Below are 23,181 nucleotides of genomic sequence, written 5' to 3'. Positions count from 1 at the left end.
GCGCCCCGCCGGAATAAGGAGACTGATCTTGATCAGATCGACATTCATGGGCGCCGCGCCCGTCACCACCTTCAAGGGGCGTTTCACCCCCCGCGCGGTGGCCATGGCCGGTGTCGTGATGATGGTGGGGCTCACCGCAAGCGGCTGCGCCTCCCATCGCTTCGTACGGGACAATGTGGCCGTGGTTGACGCCCGCGTCGACGCCACCGACCAGCATCTGGCCCAGGTCGAGGGCACGGCGGGTCAGGCGCTTCAGCGCGCCAATGACGCGCATAAGCTGGCCGAGGGCAAGTTCCTCTATCAGGTCGTGCTGTCGGACGACTCGGTCAAATTCCCGACCGACGCCCACGACCTGTCGCCGGAGGCTGAACAGCGTCTGGCCGAACTGGCCACGCGTCTGAAGGGCGAGAACCGCAACGTCTATCTCGAAATCCAGGGCTTCACCGATTCCACCGGCAGCCCGGAATACAACGAGGAACTCGGCGCCCAGCGGGCCGAGGCGGTTCGCCGGTCGCTCAGCCGTCAGGGCATCGCCCTGAACCGGATGTCGACCATCTCCTACGGCGCCGAGACCCCGGTCGCGCCGAACACGACCCGCGAAGGCCGCGCCCAGAACCGTCGGGTGGCCATCGTCGTCCTGACGTAATCGACGGCGGCGGCCCGCCCGACGTGTGTCGCGTATGGCGTACCGGGGGCCGCCGCCCGTTTTGAGTTCAGACCCGGACGATCTCGCCGTCTTCCTTGACGAAGACGTCCGGTCGCCGTTCCAGCAGGTCGAACACGACCTCCGACGGACGGCACAGTTTCACGCCTTTCGGCGTCTCGACGAGGGGCCGGTTGACGAGGATCGGGTGGGCCAGCATGGCCTCGACGATCTGCGCGGCGGTCACGTCGTCCGCGAGCAGGCCGAGCGCCTCGGCCGGCGTTCCCTTTGTCCGCATCAGGGCCTTCAGACCCAGACCCGCGCGCGCCGCGAGGTCGAGGAGCTGGTGCTGCGACCAGCCCGTTTGCAGGTATTCGACGATCTCCGGTTCGTAGCCCGCCGCTCGCACCATGGCGACGACGTTGCGCGAGGTTCCGCAATCGGGGTTGTGGAAGATGACGACAGGGAATTCCGGGTCGCTCATGAGAGTTTCCGTGGGGTCAAAAGCCAGCCGAACACGGCCGTGGCCACCAGGGCGCCGGCGATCTGGGCGAGAATGAAGGCAGGGACGCTGGCGGGCGCGATGCCCGCGAAGGTGTCGGTCAGGGATCGGGCCAGGGTCACCGCCGGATTGGCAAAGGACGTCGAGGCCGTGAACCAGTAGGCGGCGGTGATGTAGAGGCCGACCGCGACCGGGGTCGTCTCGGGCCGGAAACGCGATGTGCCGAGGATGGTCGCCATCAGCCCGAAGGTCGCGACCGCCTCAGCGAGGACCTGACCGCCGCCAGATCGGACGTGGGTCGAAACCTGAAGCAGTGGCAGACCGAACATCAGATGGACGATCCAGACGCCGACGACGGCGCCAAAGGTCTGGGCGACGACATAGGCGAGCGCGCTCCGGTAATCGAGGTGGCGACGCAGGACGGCGGTCAGGGTCACGACAGGATTGAAGTGGGCGCCGGAGACCGGGCCGAAGATCCAGATCAGAACGATGAGGCCGCAGCCGGTGGCGAGGCTGTTTCCCAGAAGGGCGACGGCGTCGTTGCCGTTCGCCAGCCGCTGACCCATGACGCCGGAGCCGGCGACGACGGTCAGCAGCAGAGCCGAGCTGAGGGCCTCGTCCGCCAATCGCCGGGGCAGGTCGAAGCCCAGCGGGGTCGGGTGGGCGAGGATTTCGGTGGTCACGCCGCAGGTTCGCAACAGACCCGCGCGGTCTCGGCGAGGGGCGCGCAAATCTCCGGATGACCGTTGCAGCAGTCCTCGACCAGCCAGCCGAGAAGCCCCTGCATCTGGTCGAAACGGGCCGCGTGGAGGATCGACCGCCCGTCGCGGCGGGATGCGGTCAGTCCGGCCTGCGCGAGGATGTTCAGATTGGCCGAGAGGGTGTTGGGCAGGATGTCGAGCGTCCGCGCGACCTCTCCCGCCGCCAGTCCCGTCGGGCCGGCCCTGACCAGCAGGCGGAAGACGGCGAGCCGACCCGGGTGACCGAGGGCGGACAGCATTTCGGCGGCGAATATAGATTCCATATTTCCAGTATTATGGAAATGATAGGCGACGCAAGCCTTCGGTTGTCGGGACGTTGACCGCGCCAGGGCGGCCTTCCTGCTGGAGCATTTCGGGCGCTGAGGCGGGACCTCAGCGCCCGGGTTTTCAGAGGCCCAGCGTCGGGCTGCCGAGGTCGAGCGAGGCGGCCGGGATGACCACCAGATCCGGATGTTTGGCGCGCAGGGCGTCGATGAACATCGAGGCGTTGCCGACGACCACGACATAGGCCCGGTCCGAGCCGAGCGTGGCGACAGCGGCGGACTGGATCGTCTCGGGCGTCACCGCGTCGATCTTGGTCGCATAGGCCGTGCTCTCATCGAGCGGCAGGCCCAGGGTCACGGCCTCGGCGAGGAAGCCGCCCAGACCGCCCGTGGTTTCGATCGAGCGCGAGAAGCCGCCGGTCAGGAAGGTCTCGCGGTCGGTCGCCGCCGTCGGGGTGACCGTTTCGGTCTTGAGCCGGTCGAGCTCGGCCAGAACCAGTTCGACCACATCGGCCGCGCTCTCGTTCTTGGTCTGGGTCGAGGCGGTCAGGAGGGCGCTGTCGACGCGCGAGCCGAGCGCCGAATAGGCGCCGTAGCTGAGGCCGCGCTTGGCCCGGACTTCCTGGAACAGGTGACCGTTCTGGCCGCCGCCGATGACGGCGTTGGCGACCGCGAGCGGATAGAAGGACGGATCCGAGCGGTTCGGACCGCGCACGGCGGCGGAGACAGCGGCCTGGCCCGAACCCGGCAGGTCGATGACCACGACGCGCGGGGCCTGGACTTCGCCGGCGCGGGCGCCGACGGTCGGGACGGCGTTGGCCGGCTTGGCCCAGCCGCCCAAGGTGCGTTCGGCGAAGGCGAAGCCCTCTTCGGCCGTCATGCCGCCGGTGATGATCAGGGCGGCGTTATCGGGCCGCCACCACGCATCATGGAAGCCGACGATCTCGTCACGGCTGATGGCGCCGAGCGAGGCCACGGTGCCGCCCGAGGGCGCGCCGTAGGGCGCGGCGCCATAGGCGATGCGGTTCAGGACCTGGGAGGCCAGCGGGCCCGGCTGGCGCAGGGCGACGCGGAGCGCATTGACGGACTGGACGCGCGACCGCTCCAGCTCTTCCGGCGCATAGGTCGGCTTCTGCACCACGTCGGACAGGACCGCCCCGACGGCCTCGGCCGAGGCCTTGGGCGCCGAGACGAACAGGGTGGTGGAATCCGCCCCGGCGCCGCCGCCGATATTGGCGCCGAGCGCTTCGAGGGTGCGGGCGATCTCGGGGGCGGTGCGGCCGCCGGCCCCTTGGGTGGCGAGGTTGGCGGTCATGGAGGCCAGACCCGGGCGGGTCGCCGGATCGGCCGCGGCCCCGCCGGCGATGACCAGCTGGGCGTTCATGATCGGCAGGTCGGTGGACTTCGCCACGATGACCCGCAGGCCGTTGGGCAGGGTGCGTTCAGCGATGACAGGGGCCACTGCCGGGCGGGCGGCGCCCAGCGGCGGCGGGGCCTCGCGCTCACCCTCGGGCTTCAGGGCGTTGGGCGGAAGGATGGCGGGCGGCACAGTCAGGAAGGTCGGGACGGGCGTCGGGTTCTTCCAGCCGGTCTGATGGTCGAAGTCGGGCGTGCCTTCCGGACGCTGGCTTTCGTCGAGATAGCGGATCGAGACCCGGCCGCTGTCGTCGAGATACTGGCGGGCGACGCGCTGGACATCGGCGATGGTCACGGCCTTGATGGCGGCGACCCGTTTGTCCGGCGCGGAGGGATCGTGCTCGGCGATGACGGCCGAACCGAGCGAGAAGGCGCGGCCCGAGGCGGTTTCGCGGCCGCGCAGCTCCTGTGACAGCAGTTCGGTCTGGGCCTCCAGCAGTTCGGCCGGGGTGACGGCGGTGTTGCGGATGCGGTCGAGTTCGGCATTGAGCGCGGCCTCGGCGTCATCGATGGACTTGCCCTGGGCGACGGTGACCTGGGCGGTGATGGAGCCGCCTTCCTCGTCATCGCCGCCGGCGCGCAGATAGGCCGAGGCGGCCAGCTGTTTGTCATAGACCAAGGCCTGATACAGGCGGCTGGATTCGCCGCGCGACAGGATGGCGCTCATCACCTCCAGGGCGGGGCCGTCGGGGTCCGAGGCGCGGACGCCCTGCCAGATGGCGGCGATGGCGGGCAGGGGGACGTTGGGCGCATAAGCCACGATCGAACGCGGCTGGGTGCGTTTGACGAAGGCCGGGCGCTCGAAATGCGGGACCGGGCGGGCCGGGTTCTCGATGCCGGCGAAATACTGGTCGACCCATTGATCCAGCTGGGCCGGGTCGAAATTGCCCGAGACGATCAGGGTCGCGGTGGCCGGACGGTAGTAGGCTTCGTGGAAGGCCAGGGCGTCGGGCAGGGTAGCGGTGTCCAGCTGCTCGATCGAGCCGATCACCTGACGGCGATAGATGTGGTCGTCATAGGCGTTGTCGCCGATGATGAAGACGCCGAGGCGGCCGTAGGGCGGGGCATAGACGCGCTGGCGCAGCTCTTCCTTGACGATGGAACGCTCGGCGTCAAACACCGCCTGGTCGACCACCGGGCGGGCCATCCGCTCGGCGTGGGTCCACAGCATCTGCTGCAGATACTGCGGCGGGACGGTCTCGTAATAGTTGGTGGTGTCCTGACCGGTGGAGGCGTTGCGCGAGCCGCCCGCGTTCTCGACCATGGTCGAGATCTGGCCGTAGGGCAGGTTGACCGTCTTCCTCGACAGGATGTGCTCGAACAGGTGGGCGAAGCCGGAGCGGCCCTCGGGGTCGTCCTTGCCGCCAACATCGTACCAGAGCTGGACCGTCACCGTGCCGGCCGTCGCATCGGGCATGGCGTAGACGTTCAGCCCGTTGGCCAGGGTGCGGTGGGTGAAGTTCAGCGGCGGCGGGGTCAAGGCTTCAAGGCCGGCGGCGGCAGGCGCGGGGGTCTGGGCCATGGCGGGGGCTCCGGCGGCCAGGGCCAGCAGGGAACAGCCGAAGACGAGTCCGCGAAGCGGGGCGAGACGGGACATGGGCTGAACTCCGGCGGCGTAGGGGACGCGGGACCGTATCAGCAAGAACGCGGGTCGGAAGTTACGACGCTGTAATGTTGAGTCTGCCGCTGCGACCGGTCGTCTCAGTCGAACATCTCGGGCAGCTGGCCGGCCTTGAACAGGATGGTCGGGTTCTCGTCATAGTCGCCCATCTCGGTATCGGCCGAGACCGAAAAGGCCACGACGCCGAGGCGCAGGGGCGCCAGACGCTCGGCCTTGCGACGGGCCTCCTCGGGCGTCTTGCAGCCGACCTGGGGTTCGGCCTTCAGGGCCTTGCCGCGTCCCTGGACATAGGCCTGGACGATGTAGACGGTTTCTGTTGCCATCGCCTGCATGGCGGCCTGTTCGTCCCCGCGGTCAAGCGCTAAACCGTCGGCCATGACCTTGCGAACCCTCAGAGACCTGCCCGGCGTCGACGATCTGGAGCTGAAGGCGCTGATGAAGCCGCGTTTCGCCGATCCGGATGTGCCCGAGGGCCGCGACGAGATCGACGCCCTGTCCGTCGCCCTGTTCGGCCTGTCGCTGGACGCGGCCGACGATGTGGAGAAGCCCGCCGACTGGGACCGGATCGAGCGGCTGTCGCCGTCGGACATGGTCGAGGCGTTCGAGGCCGAGGGCTGGGACGTGACCGACAAGAAGAGGAAGCCGCTGAGGCTCCTGCCGCATCTGGCCCTGCCGCTGGTGCTCGCGATGAGAGGCTTGGCGGGGGAGCTGCCGTTCGTGGCCGAGCCGGACGTCAAGGAAACCGACTGGGGGTCGAACCTGGCGGCGGAAGCGAGCCGGTTCCGCAAGCGGTAACAACACAATCCGTCATCCTCGGGCTCGTCCCGAGGACCCAGATGTCAGCGAGCGGAACGTCGACGCCTGCACGCCGTCGCTACCATGGGTCCCCGGGACGAGCCCGAGGATGACGGTGATTATTTCTTGCTCGCCCGGAAGGCCGCGATGTTGTCGACGGCCATCTTCACATTGGCTTCGATGCCGGCCCAGTCCTTGGCCTTGATGGCGGCGTCGGTGATCAGTTTGGAGCCCATGCCCGCCGCGACGATGCCGGCGCCGAACCATTTGGCGATGGAGGCTTCATCGGGGTCGACGCCGCCGGTCGGCATGATCTTGGTCCAGGGCATCGGGCCCAGCACCGCCTTGACGAAGTCGGCGCCGCCGACGCTGGAGCCGGGGAACAGTTTGACGATCTCGCAGCCCAGCTCCTGGGCCTCGCCGATGTCGGTCACCGAGCCGCAGCCCGGGAAATAGGCGACCATGTGCCGGTTGCAGACCCTGGCCACTTCCGGAACCAAGCAGGGCGAAACCACGAAGCGGGCGCCGCGCGACATATAGAGGGCGGCCGTCGGGGCATCGACGATGGAGCCGATGCCGAGCACGACCTGCGGGTCGGTGCGGATCAGTTCGCGATGGATTTCGCCGAACAGGTCGGCGGCGAAGTCGCCCCGGTTGGTGAACTCGACGGCGGGAGCGCCGCCGCGCGCGCAGGCGCGGATGATGTTCAGGCAGACCTCGGGATCCGGATGATAGAAGACCGGCGCGACGCCTTGCGCTTCGAGGGCGGTCAGGACGGTCAGGCGGTTATGGCGCATCGGGAGGCTCTGGCTGGTGGGACCGGGTCGGTCCGGGGGCTGGAGGTGTCCTATCGCAACCGGTGGTCGGCGGGGAAGGTTTGCACGCGGAACTTATTGTTTCGCCAGTTCGACGATCCGCTTCACCAGCGCGCTGTCGGGATCGAGCAACGGACCCAGAACGGTGAAGTGGTTGAGGCCGGGCAGGGCCTCGTAGCGGGTTTCGACGCCGTTCTGGCCCCAGTGGTCGGCCATCATTCTCGACTGGCGCAGGAACTCCGGGCTCTCGTCGCCGCCGACGACGCAGTCCAGCACCGTGCCGCCCGGGGTCGAGCCGTTGGGGATGGGCCAGAAGACCGGCGACAGGGCGGCGGCCTCGTTGAGGTTGAGATCGAGCGCGGTGTTAATCGAGGTGCCGACCAGCGGACGCAGGTCGAAGACGCCGGAGATGGCCAGGGCGGCGGAGGCGCGGCCCTCGGACAGCATGCCCGCCGACATATGGCCGCCCGCCGAATGGCCGAAGACCATCGGGCGTTTGCCGGTGCGGCCGCGGATCAGATCGACGGCCGTGCGGACCTGTTCGAGAATCCGGCCCAGCCGCACATTGGGGGCGAGGTCGTAGGACGGGACGGCGAGACTGACGCCGTGCTGCAGCAGGGCCGGGGCCAGGCCGCTGAACCAGTCCTTGTCCAGCGCCTGCCAGTAGCCGCCGTGCAGGAAGACGGCGACGGGGGCGTCAGGTCCGGCGGAGAAGAAGTCCATGACCTCGCGCGGGCCGGGGCCGTAGGCGATGGTCTCGGGCGGCCGGGCGGCGCGGGCGGCCTCAGCCGTCGCCTTCCACCGGCCCATGGCCTCCATGTGATCGGGGACGCGGGCGCGGTTGTTGTACTCCGCCTCCAGATCGATCTCGTCTGTCACGCAACCATCCGCTAGAGACGCTCCAAACGCCGGAGGAGCCGCCGCCATGATGACCGCCATCTTCGTCTTCATCAAATGCGAGCTGGGGCACGCCAACGATGTCGCCGCCGACATGGTGGACAACGTCGAGAACGTCTCGGAGGTCTATTCGACCTCGGGCCAGTACGACCTGCTGGCCAAGTTCCAGCTGCCGAAGGAAATGGACATCGGGACCTTCGTCACGAAATCCGTCCAGACCCGGCCGCATATCCGCGACACCTTCACGGTGATCACCTTCTCGCCCTTCCTGCCGAGCGGGAAGTAGAGGCCTTCTAGCGTCGGTGTATTTCAAGGTCCCGCGTCAGGCCGCAGCGCGCCTGCAACGCGCCGTCGATCCCGCGCATGGCGGTTTCAAACGCCGTCGTCTCTTTGGCGGAAAACCCGGGGCCAAGGCGTTGAAGACCGTTGAAGTAGTCTATGCGACCACGGCTATCGCTTCGAATCTGAAGGATCGCCGGGTGCGCAAATCCGAAGCCGTAGATCCAGCCGTGGGATCGTATCTGGACCCGACCTGAAGCGGGCCAGAGTTCATAGCTCTCGTCGGCGAAATCGTGTTGGCTGATAAGGGTGACGCCGGGAACAGAAGCGAGTGCAGCTGTGACGCACCCTTCATCCATGGGCGTTGAAAGACGGCCCGACGAATAAAGGCCGTGAGGGAAGTCGCAGGCGGCCATAGGTATGGCGAGGCACGTCACCGCCGCCAGGAGGCCCGGCCTCATAACCCCGCCGAACGCACCGCCGCCGAGACGTCCGCCACTACGCGTTTGACCAGAGCCTCGTCGTCGCCCTCGGCCATGACGCGGATCAGTTTCTCAGTGCCCGAGGGGCGGACCAGAAGGCGGCCCGTGCCGTTGAGGGCGTTTTCGGCCTCGGCGATGGCGGCCTTGACGTTGGCGCTTTCCAGCGGCTTGCCGGCGGTGAAGCGGACGTTTTCCAGCAGTTGCGGCACGGGATCGAACTGGCGGGCCAGTTCGCTCATCGGCTTGCCGCTCTCGACCAGCACGGCCAGCACCTGCAGGGCCGCCATCAGGCCGTCGCCGGTGGTGGCGTGGTCGTGCAGGATGATGTGGCCCGACTGTTCGCCGCCGATGTTGAAGCCGCCCTCGCGCATCCGCTCCATGACATAGCGGTCGCCGACCTTGGTGCGCTCCAGCGTCAGGCCCTCGGCCTTGAGGCGGCGCTCGAGGCCGAGGTTGGACATGACGGTGGCGACGACGCCGCCGCCGCTGAGACGACCGCGCCGGGCGAAGTCGAGGCCGACGAGGGCCATGATCTGGTCGCCGTCGACGACCTGACCCTTCTCGTCGCAGATGATGACCCGGTCGGCGTCACCGTCCAGGGCGATGCCGATGTCGGCGCGGTAGCGTTTGACGGCCTCGGCCAGGGTCGCCGGATGGGTCGAGCCGCAGTCGGCGTTGATATTGGTTCCGTTCGGTTCGACGCCGACGGGGAAGACCTCGGCGCCGAGCTCATACAGGGTGGTCGGCGCGACCTTGTAGCCGGCGCCGTTGGCGCAATCGATGGCGACGCGCAGGCCCTTGAGGCTGAGGCGTTTGGGGAAGGCGGACTTGGCGATCTCGATATAGCGGGCCGGGACCTCGTCGTGGCGCTTGACCCGGCCGAGGCGGTTGGACGGGGCAAGACCGGCGTCGAGGCTGGCGTCCATCAGGGCCTCGATCTTGAGCTCGATCTCGTCGGAGAGCTTGTAGCCGTCGGGGCCGAAAAGCTTGATGCCGTTGTCGGCATAGTCGTTGTGGCTGGCCGAGATCATCACGCCGAGGTCGGCGCGCATGGAGCGGGTCATCATGGCCACGCCCGGCGTCGGAAGGGGGCCGAAGGTGCGTACGTCCATGCCGACCGAGGCGAAGCCGGCGACGAGGGCGGGCTCCAGCATATAACCCGACAGCCGGGTGTCCTTGCCGATGACCACCAGATGGCGGCGATCGTCGCCCGACATGAACAGGCGTCCGGCGGCGAGGCCGACGCGCAGGGCGACCTCGGCGGTCATCGGCGAGACATTGGCCTTGCCGCGAATGCCGTCGGTGCCGAAATATTTTCTGTCGCCCATGCCGGGTCTCCTTGTGGTCGCGCCCGCTTCTTATCCGGGTCCGGAAATCATCCGAAACGCCATTTTAGCAGCGTGGAGTCCTAATATCCCATAGAGGCGAGCTGGGTTCAGTCCCCGTGGAGCGAATATCATGTGCGGCATCATCGGCATCGTCGGGACCCAGCCCGTCGCGGACCGGCTGATCGACAGCCTCAAGCGGCTCGAGTACCGGGGCTATGACTCGGCCGGCGTGGCCGCCGTCGTGGACGGAAAGGTCGAGCGCCGCCGGGCCCAGGGCAAGATCAAGAACCTCGAGGCCGTGCTGGCCGAACAGCCCCTGGTCGCCCGGAACGGCATCGGTCATGTGCGCTGGGCCACCCACGGCGCGCCGAACGTCAGGAACGCCCACCCCCATACCGCTGGCCGGGTGACGCTGGTCCACAACGGCATCATCGAGAATTTCGCAGAGCTGAAGGCCGAACTGGCCGCGACCGGCCGCACCTTCGAAAGCGATACAGACACAGAGGTCATCGCCCAGCTGGTGGACGCCGAGCTGGCGACGGGCCTGGCGCCGCTGGAAGCCTTCAAGGCGACGCTGGACCGGCTGACGGGCGCCTATGCCCTGGCCGTGCTGATCGAGGGCGCGGACAATCTGATCCTGGGCGCTCGCCGCGGCAGTCCGCTGGTGGTGGGCGAGGGGCAGGGCGAGATGTTCCTGGGTTCGGACGCTCTGGCCGTCGGGCCCTTCACCAACCGCGTCATCTATCTGGAAGAGGGCGATTACGTCGCCATCGACCACGACAGCGCCCGCATCTTCGACGCCTCGGGCGCGGCTGTGGCCCGCCCGGTCAAGGTGGTGCCGACCTCCGCCGTCATGATGGAGAAGGGCAACTACCGGCACTTCATGGAAAAGGAGATCCATGATCAGCCCGAAGGCTGCCAGCGCACCATCGCGGCCTATGTCGACGCCCTGACCTCGCGCGCCGCCATGCCGGGCGATCTCGACTTCAAGGCGCTGGAGCGGATCCAGATCGTCGCCTGCGGCACCTCCTATATCGCCGGGGTGATCGGCAAATATCTGATCGAACAGCTGGCTGACCTGCCGGTGGACGTCGAGATCGCCTCGGAGTTCCGTTATCGCCAGCCGGCCCTGCGCCCGGGCTCGCTGGTTATCGCCATGTCCCAGTCGGGCGAGACCGCCGACACCCTGGCCGCCCTGCGCTACTGCAAGGCCAAGGGGATGAAGAGCGCGGTGGTGGTCAATGCCCAGGAATCGACCATGGCCCGCGAGGTCGATGTGGTCTGGCCGATCCACTGCGGACCGGAGATCGGCGTGGCGTCGACCAAGGCCTTCACAGCCCAGGTCAGCGTCATGATCGCCCTGGCCGTCGCCGCCGCCAAGTCGCGCGGCATGATCGACGCCGCCGAGGAAGAGCGGATGGTCAAGGTGATGCTGGAGGCCCCTCGCCTGATCGCCGAGGCCATCGGTCTGGAGGACGCGCTCAAGGAGATCGCCGTCGACATCGCCAAGGCCCGCGACGTGCTGTTCCTTGGCCGCGGTCCGATGTCGGCGCTGGCGCTGGAAGGCGCACTGAAGCTGAAGGAGATCAGCTATATCCACGCCGAGGGCTATGCCGCCGGCGAACTGAAGCACGGGCCGATCGCCCTGGTCGACGACAAGACGCCGATCATCATCCTCGCGCCCTATGACTCCTATTTCGAGAAGTCGGCCTCGAACATGAGTGAGGTCATGGCGCGCGGCGGGCAGGTGGTCTTCATCACTGATCCGGAAGGCGCCAAACACGCCCCTGTCGGCGCGCGGGTGGTGGTCACGGCCCCGGCCAGCGATCCGTTGGTTTCGACCCTGGTGATGTCCGCCCCGATCCAGCTGCTGGCCTATCATGTGGCCGTGGTGAAGGGCGCCGACGTCGATCAGCCGAGAAACCTCGCCAAGTCCGTCACGGTCGAGTAACGACGCTTCGCCGAACAGGGGCGGCGCGCGGGGCGGGTTCCACCGGCAACGCAAACCGGCCTATGATCGTTCGGCTGTCAGAAGAACTCCCCGGGCTGGAACTTGATGTCGTCTGCAAATCCTCGCGTGCGTAAGGCCGTGCTTCCTGTCGCCGGCCTCGGAACGCGGGTCCTGCCCGCCGCCAAGACGACGCCGAAGAACATGCTCAATGTCTTCGACCGGCCGATCCTGTCGCACATCGTCGAGGAAGCCCGCGCCGCCGGGATCGAGCATTTCATCTTCGTGGTCGGCCGCGGCCAGTCGGCGGTCGAGGACTATTTCGACCACGCCTATGAGATCGAGGCCATCCTCAAGGCCAAGGGCAAGGACGACATCCTGCAGCTGGTCCAGGCCGATCTGCCCAAGCCGGGCGAGATGAGCTTCGTGCGCCAGATGGCGCCGCTGGGCCTCGGTCACGCCGTCTTCTGCGCCCGCGACCTGATCGGCGACGAGCCCTTCGCGGTGATCCTGCCCGATATGCTGATGATGGCCGATACGCCCGCCCTGGGGCAGGCCATCGCCGCCCATGAGAAGACCGGCGGCAATATCGTCGTGGTCGAGCCGGCCCCCGAGGGCGAGACCTATAAATACGGCATCGTGGCTCTGGACGGTCAGGACGGCCGGCTGAACCGCATGACCGGCATGGTCGAGAAGCCGCCGCTCGGCACCGAGCCGTCGAACCTGTTCATCTCGGGCCGCTATGTGCTGACACCCGACATCTTCCCTCTGCTGGCCGACCAGCAGACCGGCGCGGGCGGCGAGATCCAGCTGACCGACGCCATGGCGCGGCTCATGAAGGTCAAGGACTTCCACGCCCTGGAATACGAGGGCACGACCTATGACTGCGGCGACGCTGTGGGCCTGCTGCGCGCCAATGTCGCCTATGCGCTGAAGCACCAGACCCTCGGCGCGGCCGCCCGGGCGGCGATCGCGGACCTGCTCTAGAAGCCTTCGCCGCATTCCGGCCCTTGCATCGGGGGGCGTCTGGTCCTTTAAGCGCCCGCAAACACGCCTTGTGCGCCTGCCTGCCGCTCTCCCGAAGGTCCCGCCATGTCCAAAGCTTCCGACAAGCCCGTCAAGAAGGTCGTCCTCGCCTATTCCGGCGGTCTGGACACCTCGATCATCCTGAAGTGGCTGCAGACCGAATATAACGCCGAGGTCGTGACCTTCACCGCCGACCTGGGTCAGGGCGAGGAGCTGGGCCCGGCGCGCGAGAAGGCGCTGAAGATGGGCATCAAGCCCGAGAACATCTTCATCGACGACCTGCGCGAGGAGTTCGTGCGCGACTTCGTCTTCCCGATGTTCCGCGCCAACGCCGTCTATGAGGGCCAGTATCTGCTGGGCACCTCCATCGCTCGCCCGCTGATCGCCAAGCGCCAGATCGAGATCGCCCGCATGGTCGGCGCCGACGCCGTCTGTCACGGCGCGACCGGCAAGGGCAACGACCAGGTCCGCTTCGAGATCGGCTATTACGCCCTGGAGCCCGACATCCGCGTGATCGCCCCCTGGCGCGAGTGGGAATACCGTAGCCGCGAGGCCCTGCTGGACTTCGCCGAGAAGAACCAGATCCCGATCGCCAAGGACAAGCGCGGCGAGGCGCCGTTCTCGGTCGACGCCAACCTTCTGCACTCGTCATCCGAGGGCAAGGTGCTGGAAGACCCGGCGGTCGAGGCCCCCGAGTTCGTTCACCAGCGCACCATTTCGCCCGAGGACGCGCCGGACACGCCGCACGTCTTCACCATGACCTTCGAGAAGGGCGATCCGGTCGCCATCGACGGCGTGGCCATGTCGCCGGCGACCCTGCTGACCAAGCTCAACGAGCTGGGCCACGACAACGGCGTCGGCCGTCTCGATCTGGTCGAGAACCGCTACGTCGGGATGAAGTCGCGCGGCGTCTATGAGACTCCCGGCGGCACCATCCTGCTGGCCGCGCACCGCGGCATGGAATCGATCACGCTGGACGGGGGCTCGATGCACCTGAAGGACCAGCTGATGCCGAAATACGCCGAGCTGATCTACAACGGCTTCTGGTTCGCCCCGGAGCGCGAGATGCTGCAGGCGGCCATTGACTACTCCCAGCAGAAGGTGTCGGGCACGGTGACGGTCAAGCTCTACAAGGGCAATGTCTCGATCATCGGCCGCGAGAGCCCTTACAGCCTGTACGATCAGGATCTGGTGACCTTCGAAGAGGGCGTCCAGGCCTATGACCACAATGACGCCGCAGGCTTCATCAAGTTGAACGCCCTGCGTCTGCGAGTGCTGGCCAAGCGCAACGCGCGGGGCTGACGCCGACAGAAAGTGCCTGCTCCTTTCATCTCCATTCGAGAGACCTGCGATGCGTAAATTGACCCTGCTGGCCGCCGCGGCCGCCCTGACCCTTTCGGCTCCGGCCTTCGCCCAGACGGCGCCCGCTCCGGCTCCGCAGGCGGCTCCGGCGGAAGAGGCGACCTCGCCCGAGGAGGCCGCGTTCGAGGAAAAGGCCGAGGTGTTCAGCGCCCACGTCCAGGCCATGGCCGCCGAAATGCAGACCGCCGTTACCGCCTCGGGCGCCGACGCCGCCAAGAAGAAGGTCGATCTCGACGCCATCCAGGCCAAGTACCAGCCTGAAGTCGACACCTTCGCGAACGAGCTCGAAGCGTTCGCCGGCAAGGAAATCGCGGCCGCTCCGGAAGACCGGCGCGCCGAGATGCAGGCCAAGCTCACCGCGGGCATGGCGCAACTGCGCAACCTGCCGGCCATGATGCGCGCCCAGATGGAAGAAGCCGCCGCCGCGCCGGCTCCGGCCCCGGCCCAGTAGTCGGACGCGCCCGATGATCCGGATCCTGAGCCTCGCCGCCGCCCTGACCGTCCTGACGGCGACGGGAGCGTTGGCTCAGGATGACGGCCCTGTGCGGACGGCGCCGTCGGCCGTCGCCCCGGCGACGACGGCGGTTCCGGACGAGGCGGCGGTCGAGGCCGCCGCCGCCGCCTTCGAGACCCAGATGGACGATATGGCGAGAGAGCTTGAGGCGGCGAAGACCGCTTCCGGCGCCGACGCCGCCGCCCTGAAGACGGCGACCGACGCCATCGTCGCCAGATACCAGCCCAAGGCCGACGCCTTCGCCGAGATGGTCGCGGCCTTGATCGCCAGCCGTCCGGTTGCGCCGGACGATCAGGCCCGGGCCCGCGCCGCCGTGCAGCAGGTCCGCGACATGCCCGGCATGATCCGCGACCACCATCTGGCGGCCACGACTTCAGTTCCGGCGGCGACCCCGCCGGCGCCTTAACGCGAAGTAACTTGCGGTAGCGGGGTTCGGGGAGGATTTTCCCGACATATCCCGCAAGGAAGCCGCGCCATGATCAAGATCCTGAGCCTCGCCGCCGCCCTCGCCGTCCTGCCCCTGACGCAGGCGGTCGCCGATGAGCGCAAGACCCCGTCCGAAGCCGCCATCGAGGCTGCCGCCAGCGCCTTCGAGGCCCGGATGGAGGCCTTCGGCGAACGCGCCGAGGCCATCAATGACGACAAGTCCCTGACCGACGCCCAGCGCGAAATGAAGATCGCGACCCTGTGGTCGGAGTACCAGCCCGAGGTCGCCGTCTTTACCGCCGTGGTCAGCCAGCACGCCGGCCAGATCGCCTCGGAGGCCCTGGCCAATATCGACGTGGACGCCCTGGTCCATGAGGCCCTGGACACCCCCGAGGTTCAGGCGGCCCTGACCGGCGCGACCGGCATGGCCCGCAACGGCGCCTGGGCCCAGAACGACCCGGAGCAGATGGTCACCTACGGCCTGATGGCCCAGTACGGCGTCGATCAGGCGATGGACGCGATCGCCGAGGCCGGCGACGACGACAAGGCCGAGGCCGCAGAGGCCGCCCGGGATGCGGAGGCGGACGCAGAAGCCGCCGCCGCTGACGCGCATGCGAATCACACGCCGCATACGCACCCCTGAGACCTTCCACTCTCCCCAGAACTGGAACGGGATCAGTCCTCCGGATCGCCATGAGGCCCCCACCTCGATCCGGAGTCAGGGCCGGCCGAAAGGTCGGCCCTTTTCGTTTGCGCGCTTGACCTGAAGACCCGGCGTGGCTGAAAGCCCGCGCATGAACAGCCTTCCCGTCGATCCGCATCTGTACGGCGCCTTTCTCGGCGTCATGGCGGTGATGGCGATCACCCCTGGACCGGCCAATGTCTTCCAGGTCGCCGTCGGCGTGGAGCGGGGCCGGGCGGCGGCGCTGCAGAGCGTGGTCGGGATGAATGCCGCGACCCTGGTCTGGTTCGGGGCGGCGGCGCTTGGTCTGGGCGCGCTGGTGGCGGCCTTTCCGCAGGTGTTCAAACTGGTCGCCATCGGCGGCGCCCTCTATGTGGCCTGGCTGGGGATCAAGGCGCTGCGCGGCGCCTTCGCCAACGAAAGCCAGCCAAAAGCGATCGTCACGGTGCGCGACCGCAGCGCCATCGTGAACGGCTTCATGGTCCAGATCGCCAACCCCAAGGCCATCCTGTTTTTCACCGCCGTCCTGCCGCCGTTCCTCGACGTTCAGCGGCCGATCGTTCCGCAACTGTTGTTGTTCGCGATGGCCACCATCAGCATGGACGTGCTGGCGATGAGCGCTTACGGTCTAGGTGGAGCCGCGCTGGCCCGCCGCCTGTCGGAGCCCCGGTTCCGGCGCGGGTTCGGGATTTTCGTCGGCGTCCTGCTTTTGCTTGCCGCGGTTCTGATTGTTTCACGATTGTAAGGGGTTACCGGTCCGGAACGGATACGGTTATCACCCGTTGAGCAGAAAAGGCGGTCGTGCGGCCGCCATGGGAGTTCAGTGATGAAGACGCGTTTCCTCAAACCGGTTCTGCTCGCGGCGGCCGCGAGCCTGGCGCTCGCCGCCTGCGCCACATCGACGCCCTACCAGCCCGTCGGCACCGGCGGCGCGCGCGGCGGCTACGCCGAGCAGCGGCTGGAAAACGACCGCTTCCGGGTCAGCTTCGCGGGCAACTCCGTGACCTCGCGCGAACAGGTCGAGATGGGGCTGCTGCTGCGCTCGGCCGAACTGACCAAGCAGAACGGCTTCGACTGGTTCGCCACGGTCAACCGCGCCACCGACCGCGACACCCGCTACCAGACCCTGGGCGGCGTCGGACCCTATAGCGATCCCTTCTACGGCAGCCGTTACGGCGGCTACTGGGGCCCGTCCTGGCGCTTCTACGGCAACGGCGGCTGGAGCCCCTGGGGTAGCCCGTGGGGCCGTGGCTGGGGTCCGGGCTTCAATGACTGGGACGTCCGCCAGATCGACCGCTACGAAGCCTCCTCGGAGATCGTCATGGGCCGCGGCGCCAAGCCCGCCGGCGACCCCAACGCCTTCGACGCCGGCGAGGTCATCGCCAACCTTGGGCCGCGCGTGACGCGGGCGGGTTCGTAAGCCTCAAAATCCTCCCCCGATGGGGGAGGATCTCTACCCGATCCTCGGCGACTTCAGACGGCGCTTGTTGGAGTGGCTGGCGGGGGCGTTGCCGAGGTCCTCGGGCAGTTCGCCCTTGAAGTAGAAGCGCTGCCACGCCTCCTTGGCCGCGTCGGGATCGCCCGAGGCCAGGCGGGTGTTAAAGTCGGTGCGCTGGCGGTTCCACGCCTCGAACTGGCCGGCCATGACCGGATTGGATTCCAGCGTCCGGATGACCGGCTGGAAGGCCTCGATCTTCTTGTGCTCCAGAAGGGTGATGAAGCAGAAGGGCTCGCCCTTCTCGAACTTGATCCGGCCCGGCCGCGTGAAGATCCAGTTCATCGTGAAGGGGAAGGGCAGCCAGTCGGTCTCGATCAACCCGACCAGGGGCTGGATGCCGTCCTTCACATGGTTGGGCGATCCCGAGCACTGCATCCCCCAGCCGGGCGGCGTGCGGAACAGATACTGGGGATGCATGGTCAGGACGCCGCGCGAGAAGTGCGAGGTCACGAAATGGCTCAGCGTCGGCTGGGGTCGGTCGGGCGTGATGGTAATATCTGACTGCTGCGGCCCGCCGTTCCATTCGGCGGTGAAGCCGAAGGGGCAGAGGATCTCCCACCCCGTCGTATTGGCCATGTTCAGCGGCAGGCAGCGATAGGGGTGGCGCGAGATGAAGGCGTCCATCCAGTTGCGGGACTGGCGGCCGGGCACGAGGTCCGGCGGCGTCGCCGTCATCGGATAGCATTCCAGTTCCAAGGCCGGGCTCCGTTCTGTAAGCGGGACAGGCGCCATTCCTAGCCCGTCCTCCGCCCCGACCTCAACCATGTCCGACACGCCTGTTGTTCCCGCCTACGATCGTGATCGCCTGCTGGCCTGGATGGCGGAGAATGGCGTGGATCAGCTTACTCACGACCATCCGGCGGTGTTCCGCGTCGAGGAGGGGCTCGACCTCAAGGCCGACCTGCCGGGCGTCCACACCAAGAACCTGTTCCTGAAGGACAAGAAGGGGCGGCTGTGGCTGATCTCGGCGGCCCAGGACACGGTCATCGACCTGAAGCGGGCGAGGACGGCGCTGGAGGCGACGGGCAATCTGTCCTTCGGCAATGAGGGCCTGATGTACGAGACCCTGGGCGTGAGGCCGGGCTCGGTGACGGCGCTGGGGCTGATCAATGATCTCGACCGGCGGGTGACCTTCGTCCTCGACAAGCGACTGCATGAGGCGGCCCTCGTCAACTTCCACCCCCTGATCAATACGGCGACCACGGCGCTGGACCAGGCGGCCTTCCGGCGGGTGATGAGCCTGCTGGGCCGGGAGCCGATCGTGGTGGATTTCGAGGCTCCCTAACGAAAAAGGGGCGCATCCGGCGGATGCGCCCCTTGTCGTCGCGGTGGCTGGAAGCGGTTAGCCCGCGACCTTGACCGAGACCCGCTTGATCCAGCCGTAGAGAACGAAGCTCAGGACGGCGAAGGCGACGACGCCCGCCAGCATGGCCGGCCAGGCCGAGCCTTCGGGGATCAGGCCGAAGGGGCTTTCCTTGCCCGTGCCGACGATGACGCCCGCCAGCAGGACCCCGAACAGGCTCTCGCCCACGATCAGGCCCGAGGCCAGCAGCACGCCCATGCGGCGGCCGACGTCGGCGTATTTGGTGCCGGCGATGGCCTTGTCGTAGAACCAGCCGACCACGGCGCCGACCACCAGCATGGTGGTGACGGCGGCGGGCAGGTAGAAGCCGATGCCGACGGCCAGAGGCGGCAGCTTGATCTTGCCCCTGGTCGCCTTCTCGAGAATGGCGTCGAGGATGATGATGACGACGCCGATGACGGCGCCGACGCCGATCAGGTCCCAACGCAGCTCGCCGGAGATGACGCCCTTGGCCAGGGCCGAGATCAGGGTCGCCTGCGGGGCGGCCAGCGGGGCGTCGGCGATGCCCTTGGGGCCGCCTTCGAAGCCGAAGGCGCCGTTCAGCTGGCTCAGGATGAAGGGGATGACCAGGGCGCCGGCGACGACGCCGACGATCAGGGCGACCTGCTGACGCCAGGGCGTGGCCTCGACCAGCTGGCCGGTCTTGAGATCCTGAAGGTTGTCGTTGGCGATGACGGCGACGGCGAAGACGACCGCGGTCACCATCAGGGCGAAGGCCACGAAGGACGGATCGGCGGGGACATTGGCGATCGCCATCACCACCAGCATCAGCAGGGAGGCGACGACGATGGCGATGATGCCGACGCCCGAGACCGGGCTGTTCGACGAGCCGATCAGGCCGGCCATATAGCCGCAGATGGCGGCGACGGCGAAGCCGATGACGATCACATAGACCAGACCGCCGATGACGAGGATCGGGGCGCTGGCGGCCAGCGGCGTGCCCTGGGTGAACAGGGCCAGGACCGTGGCGATGCCGACGAGGGCGATGATCGACAGGCCGCCGACGATGCCGATCGGAATGTCCTGTTCGGTGCGGTCGAGGACCTCGCCACCGGCGCGGCGCCGTTGGGCCGCGAGGGCGGAAGTCAGGCCGCCGACCAGCGGGCCGAGCAATTTGATCAGGGTCCAGATGGCTGCGACGCCGATGACGCCGGCGCCCATGAAGCGGACCTCATTGCGCCAGACCTTGGAGGCCAGCTCCTCGGCCGGGGCCGAGGCGAGGGTGGCGGCCAGCGAATGGATGCCGAAATGCGAGCCGAGGAAGGCCACGACGTCGGGCGAGGTCAGCAGCGGCACGGCGATGCACCAGGCCAGGATCAGGCCGAACAGCTGGGCCAGACCCACGGTCAGGCCGATCAGGTGACCAGCGCCCAGAAGGGCGAACTGCATGCCGAAGCCGACGCCGGTGGCTCCGCCGCCGAGGAAGGCGGGAAGCTTGAGGAATTTGGCCGTCTCGCCGGCGAAGGCGCGCGCGGCGATCAGGAAGGCGAAGGCGGCCGAGACGATGGCGCCGACGATGACGACGCCGAGGCCGGCCTTGTTCTCGCGCACGGCTTCTTCGCTCTGGTCCACGCCGGGGGAGCCGACCGTCAGCACCTCGGCGGCGGCGACGCCTTCGGGGTAGGGCAGGTTGGCGTTGACCACCAAGGCGCGGCGCAGCGGGATGGAGAAGGTGACGCCGAGCACGCCGCCGAGGACGCAGATCGCCACCGACTCCCAGAACGGGAAGTCCATCCACCAGCCGACCATGACCAGACCCGGCAGGACGAAGATGATGGAGCTCATGGCCCCGCCGACCGAGGCCACGGTCTGGACAGTCATGTTCTCCCAGATGGTCGAGCCCTTGAAGGCGCGCAGGATCGCCATCGAGATGACCGCAGCCGGAATGGCCGAGGCGAAGGTCAGGCCCACCTTCAGGCCCAGATAGGTGTTGGCGGCGGTGAAGATCACCGCCAGCAGACAGCCCAGGATCAGGGCGCGGATGGTGAGTTCGACGCGCTTGACGCGCGATACGCCGGGCGCGGCGGTTGGGGTATCGGTCATAAGGTCCCTCTTTGAGCGCGGAGGTAAGCCGGAAACGCCCCCGCTGGCAACGGCGGCGCTGTATGAGGGCCGATCACCTGATCCGATCCCTTGACGTCGAGGCCGCTGCGGCGAACTGTCCCACATCCGTTTCGAGGAAGACCGCCATGCGCCGCATCATCGTCACCAGCGTCATCGCCCTGTTGTGCGCGGCGGGGGCGGCGGGGGCCCAGACCTCGGCGTCACCGTCGGCGACCGAGACCATCGCGGCGAGGAAGGCGGCTTTCAACCTGTCAGCCGTGGCCTTCAGCACCATGAATGCGGCGGCGGCCTCGCCCACGCCGGATCCGCGCCAGCTGTCGTTCAGCGCCCAGGCCCTGGCGCGCTGGGCTCACGCCCTGCCGGGTCTGTTCCCCGCCGGGACCAGCGCGACAGACATGCCGGGCGAGACCACGGCCTCGCCGGCCATCTGGGCCAATCGCGCCGACTTCGAGGCCAAGGCCGCCGCCTATGCCGCAGCCGCCGACAGGCTGGGCGAACTGACCGAGGACACCGAGGCCTTCAAGGCCCAGCTGGCGGTGGTCAGCGATACCTGCAAGTCGTGCCACCAGCCCTACCGGGTCCGTCCCGGCCACTGACCGTCAGGCCGTCGCGAAGGCTCCGGCCCGCGCCTGACGCGCCGCATAGGGGCAGGCGACCATGACCCGGTGCAGGACCGCCAGCACCAGTCCGGTGATCGCCCAGGACAACAGGATGTCCGACAGATAATGGCCGCCGAAGGCCAGCCGGTTCATCGACAGGGCCACGGCATAGGCGATCAGGGGCGCCGCCGCCTTCGCCCGCCAGTCGCGTGGCAGCAGGATCAGGCCCGCCACCATCCAGGCCGCCGAGGCCGCCTCTCCGGAGACGAAGGAGCAGTTGTGGGCGCAGGCCTGCGACAGGGTCCAGGCGGGGGTGAAACCGGCCTCGCCGCCGAACAGATCGGTCTGGATCGGCCGGGCCCGGCCCCAGCTTCCCTTCAGCCAAGTGTTGACCACCAGTCCCGGTCCCAGCGCCAGACCGATCAGCAGGAAGCCGCAGCGGCGTGCGCACAGGGTCCGTCGCTCGCTGTCGCGGAACAGACGCATCGCCACCCCGGTCAGGGCGGCCAGCAGGATCAGACCCATGACCCAGGTGGAGCTCTTGCGCAGCGCCTTCAGCGCCGGTTCCTGCGACAGGAAGAAGCCGTCGCCAACGCGGTAGAAGGCGTCGCTGACCGCGAGGTCGACGCCGGGGAAGGCGATGAAATAGGCCGACAGGCCGAGGACGGCGATCAGGGCCAGGGTCGTCGGCTCCGACCAACGGACGCGCACGCCGACGGCCAGCCGCAGCCGCCCGGCCTCCTCGCGGATCGCGCTGTGCAGCGTCGCCAGAGAAGGCGTCGCCCATGCGGAAGTGAAGGGCGCACGCGCCCGCGTATATTCGGCGTCCATCGTTCCCCCCGGATCGATATCCCCAACTCAAAGGACGGGCGCAGTCTGGCGAGGATCGGCGTCGGCAAGGTCACGGCGGCGTGGCGGTTCCGCCTCGGTTTTGCGGCAGGGATGTGAGGGTCGTTCAGGCTCCGGAACGGTTACAGTCACGCTTGTCTCGGCGCTTCTCTCCGACGTCTCAGCGGGTTAGGAGAGGCCATGCCTGAACTTCCCGAGGTCGAAACGGTCCGACGCGGCCTGGAGCCCGTTCTGGTCGGCGCCCGTCTGACCCGGGTGCGACAGAATCGCCCCGATCTGCGCTTCCCCTTCCCCGACCGTTTCGTCGAGCGGTTGGAGGGGGCGACCGTCACCGCCATCGACCGGCGCGCCAAATATCTGCTGGCCCGGCTGTCGACCGGGGAGACCTGGGTGACCCACCTCGGCATGACCGGCCGTTTCACCCTGGACGGGACCCAGATCGGGGAGTTCGAGGAGCCGGCGCCCATCGCGGGCAAGCATGAGCATATGAGCTTCTGCGCGGTGAAGGACGGTCTCGCGACCCGCGTGGGCTTCGCCGACGCCCGCCGGTTCGGCTTCATGGGCCTCATACCCACAGAGGAGGCCGAGGCCCATCCGTGGTTCGCCGCCATGGGGCCCGAGCCGCTCGGCAACAGCTTCTCCGCCGCCCATCTGGCCGAGGTCTTCGCCGGCAAGAAACAGAACATCAAGGTGTCGCTGCTCGACCAGAGGAACGTCGCCGGTCTGGGCAATATCTATGTCTGCGAGGCCCTGTACCGCGCCCGGATCTCGCCCCTGATCGCGGCGGGCAAGGTCTCGCGGCCCCGGCTGGAAACCCTCGCCTCGGTGATCCGCGACGTGCTCAACGACGCCATCGCGGCGGGCGGTTCGACGCTGAAGGATTTCGCCAACGCCGAGGGCGGGCAGGGCTATTTCCAGCACCGGTTCGACGTCTATGGCCGCGAGGGCCAGCCCTGCCTCGGCGAAGGCTGCACGGGCGTGGTCAAACGTATCGTCCAGGCGGGGCGCTCGACCTTCTATTGCCCGAGCTGCCAGAAGAAGTAGGGCC

General features: G+C 67.9%; 26 protein-coding genes. 14 read left to right on the top strand and 12 right to left on the bottom strand.

What is annotated here, in order from left to right:
* Positions 1–103 precede the first annotated feature (103 nt).
* Positions 104–646, top strand: coding sequence for an OmpA family protein (locus AC07U0_RS08255; protein WP_494719782.1), 543 nt, complete (start codon positions 104–106; stop codon positions 644–646).
* 67 nt (positions 647–713) lie between these two features.
* On the opposite strand, the gene AC07U0_RS08250 is transcribed toward AC07U0_RS08255, so the two are convergent.
* The 5 genes from AC07U0_RS08250 to AC07U0_RS08230 all read right to left on the bottom strand — a co-directional run bounded on the left by AC07U0_RS08250 (position 714) and on the right by AC07U0_RS08230 (position 5,529).
* A complete protein-coding gene (locus tag AC07U0_RS08250) occupies positions 714–1,127 on the bottom strand; it encodes an arsenate reductase family protein (RefSeq protein ID WP_494719548.1) in 414 nt (137 codons plus the stop codon).
* Positions 1,124–1,828, bottom strand: coding sequence for an MIP/aquaporin family protein (locus AC07U0_RS08245; protein ID WP_494719547.1), 705 nt, complete (start codon positions 1,826–1,828; stop codon positions 1,124–1,126). Before AC07U0_RS08245 ends, AC07U0_RS08250 begins: the two co-directional genes overlap by 4 nt.
* The gene (locus AC07U0_RS08240; RefSeq protein ID WP_494719546.1) at positions 1,825–2,169 is read right to left on the bottom strand and encodes an ArsR/SmtB family transcription factor; all 345 of its coding nucleotides are present in this window, start codon (positions 2,167–2,169) and stop codon (positions 1,825–1,827) included. The genes AC07U0_RS08245 and AC07U0_RS08240 overlap by 4 nt, the downstream gene beginning before the upstream one ends.
* Before the next feature lie 124 nt (positions 2,170–2,293).
* Entirely contained in the window at positions 2,294–5,182 is a 2,889-nt protein-coding gene (locus AC07U0_RS08235; RefSeq protein WP_494719545.1) for a M16 family metallopeptidase, read from the bottom strand.
* A gap of 104 nt (positions 5,183–5,286) precedes the next feature.
* Positions 5,287–5,529: a hypothetical protein gene (locus AC07U0_RS08230; protein ID WP_494719781.1), complete on the bottom strand. Its 243-nt coding sequence runs from the start codon at positions 5,527–5,529 to the stop codon at positions 5,287–5,289.
* A gap of 52 nt (positions 5,530–5,581) precedes the next feature.
* Here AC07U0_RS08230 and AC07U0_RS08225 point away from each other — a divergent pair, with 52 nt between their 5' ends.
* Positions 5,582–6,001, top strand: coding sequence for a hypothetical protein (locus AC07U0_RS08225; RefSeq protein WP_494719544.1), 420 nt, complete (start codon positions 5,582–5,584; stop codon positions 5,999–6,001).
* Between the two features lie 119 nt (positions 6,002–6,120).
* Here AC07U0_RS08225 and AC07U0_RS08220 read toward each other — a convergent pair whose 3' ends face one another.
* Both AC07U0_RS08220 and AC07U0_RS08215 read right to left on the bottom strand, forming a co-directional pair.
* Positions 6,121–6,798 carry a bifunctional 4-hydroxy-2-oxoglutarate aldolase/2-dehydro-3-deoxy-phosphogluconate aldolase gene (locus AC07U0_RS08220; protein ID WP_494719543.1) on the bottom strand — a complete coding sequence of 226 codons (678 nt, stop codon included), beginning with the start codon at positions 6,796–6,798 and terminating at the stop codon, positions 6,121–6,123.
* 93 nt (positions 6,799–6,891) lie between these two features.
* On the bottom strand, positions 6,892–7,695 hold the full coding sequence (locus tag AC07U0_RS08215; RefSeq protein WP_494719542.1) for an alpha/beta hydrolase: 804 nt from the start codon (positions 7,693–7,695) through the stop codon (positions 6,892–6,894).
* Between the two features lie 46 nt (positions 7,696–7,741).
* Here AC07U0_RS08215 and AC07U0_RS08210 point away from each other — a divergent pair, with 46 nt between their 5' ends.
* The gene (locus AC07U0_RS08210) at positions 7,742–7,999 is read left to right on the top strand and encodes an Lrp/AsnC ligand binding domain-containing protein (protein ID WP_492948678.1); all 258 of its coding nucleotides are present in this window, start codon (positions 7,742–7,744) and stop codon (positions 7,997–7,999) included.
* Positions 8,000–8,006: 7 nt separating this feature from the next.
* Here the strand turns inward: AC07U0_RS08210 and AC07U0_RS08205 are convergent, their stop codons facing one another.
* Both AC07U0_RS08205 and glmM read right to left on the bottom strand, forming a co-directional pair.
* The gene (locus tag AC07U0_RS08205; RefSeq protein ID WP_494719541.1) at positions 8,007–8,408 is read right to left on the bottom strand and encodes a hypothetical protein; all 402 of its coding nucleotides are present in this window, start codon (positions 8,406–8,408) and stop codon (positions 8,007–8,009) included.
* Positions 8,409–8,449: 41 nt separating this feature from the next.
* Positions 8,450–9,802, bottom strand: a complete 1,353-nt coding sequence (gene glmM, locus AC07U0_RS08200) for a phosphoglucosamine mutase (protein ID WP_494719540.1) — start codon at positions 9,800–9,802, stop codon at positions 8,450–8,452.
* A gap of 130 nt (positions 9,803–9,932) precedes the next feature.
* Here glmM and glmS point away from each other — a divergent pair, with 130 nt between their 5' ends.
* From glmS to AC07U0_RS08160, 8 genes are all read left to right on the top strand, one after another.
* A complete protein-coding gene (gene glmS, locus AC07U0_RS08195; RefSeq protein WP_494719539.1) occupies positions 9,933–11,753 on the top strand; it encodes a glutamine--fructose-6-phosphate transaminase (isomerizing) in 1,821 nt (606 codons plus the stop codon).
* A gap of 105 nt (positions 11,754–11,858) precedes the next feature.
* Positions 11,859–12,737: a UTP--glucose-1-phosphate uridylyltransferase gene (locus AC07U0_RS08190; RefSeq protein WP_494719538.1), complete on the top strand. Its 879-nt coding sequence runs from the start codon at positions 11,859–11,861 to the stop codon at positions 12,735–12,737.
* A 105-nt stretch (positions 12,738–12,842) separates the two neighbouring features.
* Positions 12,843–14,078 (top strand): argininosuccinate synthase, encoded by a 1,236-nt coding sequence (locus AC07U0_RS08185; protein ID WP_494719537.1) that lies wholly within the window; start codon positions 12,843–12,845, stop codon positions 14,076–14,078.
* 49 nt (positions 14,079–14,127) lie between these two features.
* Positions 14,128–14,589: a translation initiation factor IF-2 gene (locus AC07U0_RS08180; RefSeq protein ID WP_494719536.1), complete on the top strand. Its 462-nt coding sequence runs from the start codon at positions 14,128–14,130 to the stop codon at positions 14,587–14,589.
* A 13-nt stretch (positions 14,590–14,602) separates the two neighbouring features.
* Positions 14,603–15,058: a hypothetical protein gene (locus AC07U0_RS08175; RefSeq protein WP_494719535.1), complete on the top strand. Its 456-nt coding sequence runs from the start codon at positions 14,603–14,605 to the stop codon at positions 15,056–15,058.
* A 69-nt stretch (positions 15,059–15,127) separates the two neighbouring features.
* Positions 15,128–15,721: a hypothetical protein gene (locus tag AC07U0_RS08170; RefSeq protein ID WP_494719534.1), complete on the top strand. Its 594-nt coding sequence runs from the start codon at positions 15,128–15,130 to the stop codon at positions 15,719–15,721.
* Between the two features lie 151 nt (positions 15,722–15,872).
* Positions 15,873–16,505: a LysE family translocator gene (locus tag AC07U0_RS08165; protein ID WP_494719533.1), complete on the top strand. Its 633-nt coding sequence runs from the start codon at positions 15,873–15,875 to the stop codon at positions 16,503–16,505.
* A gap of 81 nt (positions 16,506–16,586) precedes the next feature.
* Complete coding sequence (locus tag AC07U0_RS08160) at positions 16,587–17,180, top strand: CC0125/CC1285 family lipoprotein (RefSeq protein WP_494719532.1); 594 nt, start codon at positions 16,587–16,589, stop codon at positions 17,178–17,180.
* 33 nt (positions 17,181–17,213) lie between these two features.
* Here AC07U0_RS08160 and AC07U0_RS08155 read toward each other — a convergent pair whose 3' ends face one another.
* Complete coding sequence (locus AC07U0_RS08155; RefSeq protein WP_494719531.1) at positions 17,214–17,954, bottom strand: DUF6065 family protein; 741 nt, start codon at positions 17,952–17,954, stop codon at positions 17,214–17,216.
* A gap of 67 nt (positions 17,955–18,021) precedes the next feature.
* Between AC07U0_RS08155 and AC07U0_RS08150 the strand changes: the two genes are divergently transcribed.
* Positions 18,022–18,543: a prolyl-tRNA synthetase associated domain-containing protein gene (locus AC07U0_RS08150; RefSeq protein ID WP_494719530.1), complete on the top strand. Its 522-nt coding sequence runs from the start codon at positions 18,022–18,024 to the stop codon at positions 18,541–18,543.
* A 57-nt stretch (positions 18,544–18,600) separates the two neighbouring features.
* On the opposite strand, the gene AC07U0_RS08145 is transcribed toward AC07U0_RS08150, so the two are convergent.
* The gene (locus AC07U0_RS08145) at positions 18,601–20,664 is read right to left on the bottom strand and encodes an OPT family oligopeptide transporter (protein WP_494719529.1); all 2,064 of its coding nucleotides are present in this window, start codon (positions 20,662–20,664) and stop codon (positions 18,601–18,603) included.
* Between the two features lie 146 nt (positions 20,665–20,810).
* On the opposite strand from AC07U0_RS08145, the gene AC07U0_RS08140 reads away from it, so the two are divergent.
* Positions 20,811–21,281: a cytochrome c gene (locus AC07U0_RS08140; RefSeq protein WP_494719528.1), complete on the top strand. Its 471-nt coding sequence runs from the start codon at positions 20,811–20,813 to the stop codon at positions 21,279–21,281.
* Between the two features lie 3 nt (positions 21,282–21,284).
* On the opposite strand, the gene AC07U0_RS08135 is transcribed toward AC07U0_RS08140, so the two are convergent.
* Positions 21,285–22,115 carry a phosphatase PAP2 family protein gene (locus tag AC07U0_RS08135; protein WP_494719527.1) on the bottom strand — a complete coding sequence of 277 codons (831 nt, stop codon included), beginning with the start codon at positions 22,113–22,115 and terminating at the stop codon, positions 21,285–21,287.
* 198 nt (positions 22,116–22,313) lie between these two features.
* On the opposite strand from AC07U0_RS08135, the gene mutM reads away from it, so the two are divergent.
* Positions 22,314–23,177 (top strand): bifunctional DNA-formamidopyrimidine glycosylase/DNA-(apurinic or apyrimidinic site) lyase, encoded by an 864-nt coding sequence (mutM, locus tag AC07U0_RS08130; protein WP_494719526.1) that lies wholly within the window; start codon positions 22,314–22,316, stop codon positions 23,175–23,177.
* The last annotated feature ends 4 nt before the right edge of the window (positions 23,178–23,181 follow it).

It is taken from the genome of Brevundimonas sp. GW821-FHT02A10, assembly GCF_059422025.1.
Note: the sequence above shows the minus strand (reverse complement) of the source record. Positions and strands in the feature narration are given on the sequence as shown.

Excerpts from the sequence above, each read along its gene's own strand:
- AC07U0_RS08255 (WP_494719782.1), top strand. The coding sequence starts at position 104 with ATGGCCGGTGTCGTGATGATGGTGGGGCTCACCGCAAGCGGCTGCGCC.
- AC07U0_RS08250 (WP_494719548.1), bottom strand. The coding sequence starts at position 1,127 with ATGAGCGACCCGGAATTCCCTGTCGTCATCTTCCACAACCCCGATTGC.
- AC07U0_RS08240 (WP_494719546.1), bottom strand. The coding sequence starts at position 2,169 with ATGGAATCTATATTCGCCGCCGAAATGCTGTCCGCCCTCGGTCACCCG.
- AC07U0_RS08235 (WP_494719545.1), bottom strand. The coding sequence starts at position 5,182 with ATGTCCCGTCTCGCCCCGCTTCGCGGACTCGTCTTCGGCTGTTCCCTG.
- AC07U0_RS08230 (WP_494719781.1), bottom strand. The coding sequence starts at position 5,529 with ATGGCAACAGAAACCGTCTACATCGTCCAGGCCTATGTCCAGGGACGC.
- AC07U0_RS08225 (WP_494719544.1), top strand. The coding sequence starts at position 5,582 with ATGACCTTGCGAACCCTCAGAGACCTGCCCGGCGTCGACGATCTGGAG.
- AC07U0_RS08220 (WP_494719543.1), bottom strand. The coding sequence starts at position 6,798 with ATGCGCCATAACCGCCTGACCGTCCTGACCGCCCTCGAAGCGCAAGGC.
- AC07U0_RS08210 (WP_492948678.1), top strand. The coding sequence starts at position 7,742 with ATGATGACCGCCATCTTCGTCTTCATCAAATGCGAGCTGGGGCACGCC.
- AC07U0_RS08205 (WP_494719541.1), bottom strand. The coding sequence starts at position 8,408 with ATGGCCGCCTGCGACTTCCCTCACGGCCTTTATTCGTCGGGCCGTCTT.
- glmM (WP_494719540.1), bottom strand. The coding sequence starts at position 9,802 with ATGGGCGACAGAAAATATTTCGGCACCGACGGCATTCGCGGCAAGGCC.
- glmS (WP_494719539.1), top strand. The coding sequence starts at position 9,933 with ATGTGCGGCATCATCGGCATCGTCGGGACCCAGCCCGTCGCGGACCGG.
- AC07U0_RS08190 (WP_494719538.1), top strand. The coding sequence starts at position 11,859 with ATGTCGTCTGCAAATCCTCGCGTGCGTAAGGCCGTGCTTCCTGTCGCC.
- AC07U0_RS08185 (WP_494719537.1), top strand. The coding sequence starts at position 12,843 with ATGTCCAAAGCTTCCGACAAGCCCGTCAAGAAGGTCGTCCTCGCCTAT.
- AC07U0_RS08180 (WP_494719536.1), top strand. The coding sequence starts at position 14,128 with ATGCGTAAATTGACCCTGCTGGCCGCCGCGGCCGCCCTGACCCTTTCG.
- AC07U0_RS08175 (WP_494719535.1), top strand. The coding sequence starts at position 14,603 with ATGATCCGGATCCTGAGCCTCGCCGCCGCCCTGACCGTCCTGACGGCG.
- AC07U0_RS08170 (WP_494719534.1), top strand. The coding sequence starts at position 15,128 with ATGATCAAGATCCTGAGCCTCGCCGCCGCCCTCGCCGTCCTGCCCCTG.
- AC07U0_RS08165 (WP_494719533.1), top strand. The coding sequence starts at position 15,873 with ATGAACAGCCTTCCCGTCGATCCGCATCTGTACGGCGCCTTTCTCGGC.
- AC07U0_RS08160 (WP_494719532.1), top strand. The coding sequence starts at position 16,587 with ATGAAGACGCGTTTCCTCAAACCGGTTCTGCTCGCGGCGGCCGCGAGC.
- AC07U0_RS08150 (WP_494719530.1), top strand. The coding sequence starts at position 18,022 with ATGTCCGACACGCCTGTTGTTCCCGCCTACGATCGTGATCGCCTGCTG.
- AC07U0_RS08145 (WP_494719529.1), bottom strand. The coding sequence starts at position 20,664 with ATGACCGATACCCCAACCGCCGCGCCCGGCGTATCGCGCGTCAAGCGC.
- AC07U0_RS08140 (WP_494719528.1), top strand. The coding sequence starts at position 20,811 with ATGCGCCGCATCATCGTCACCAGCGTCATCGCCCTGTTGTGCGCGGCG.
- AC07U0_RS08135 (WP_494719527.1), bottom strand. The coding sequence starts at position 22,115 with ATGGACGCCGAATATACGCGGGCGCGTGCGCCCTTCACTTCCGCATGG.
- mutM (WP_494719526.1), top strand. The coding sequence starts at position 22,314 with ATGCCTGAACTTCCCGAGGTCGAAACGGTCCGACGCGGCCTGGAGCCC.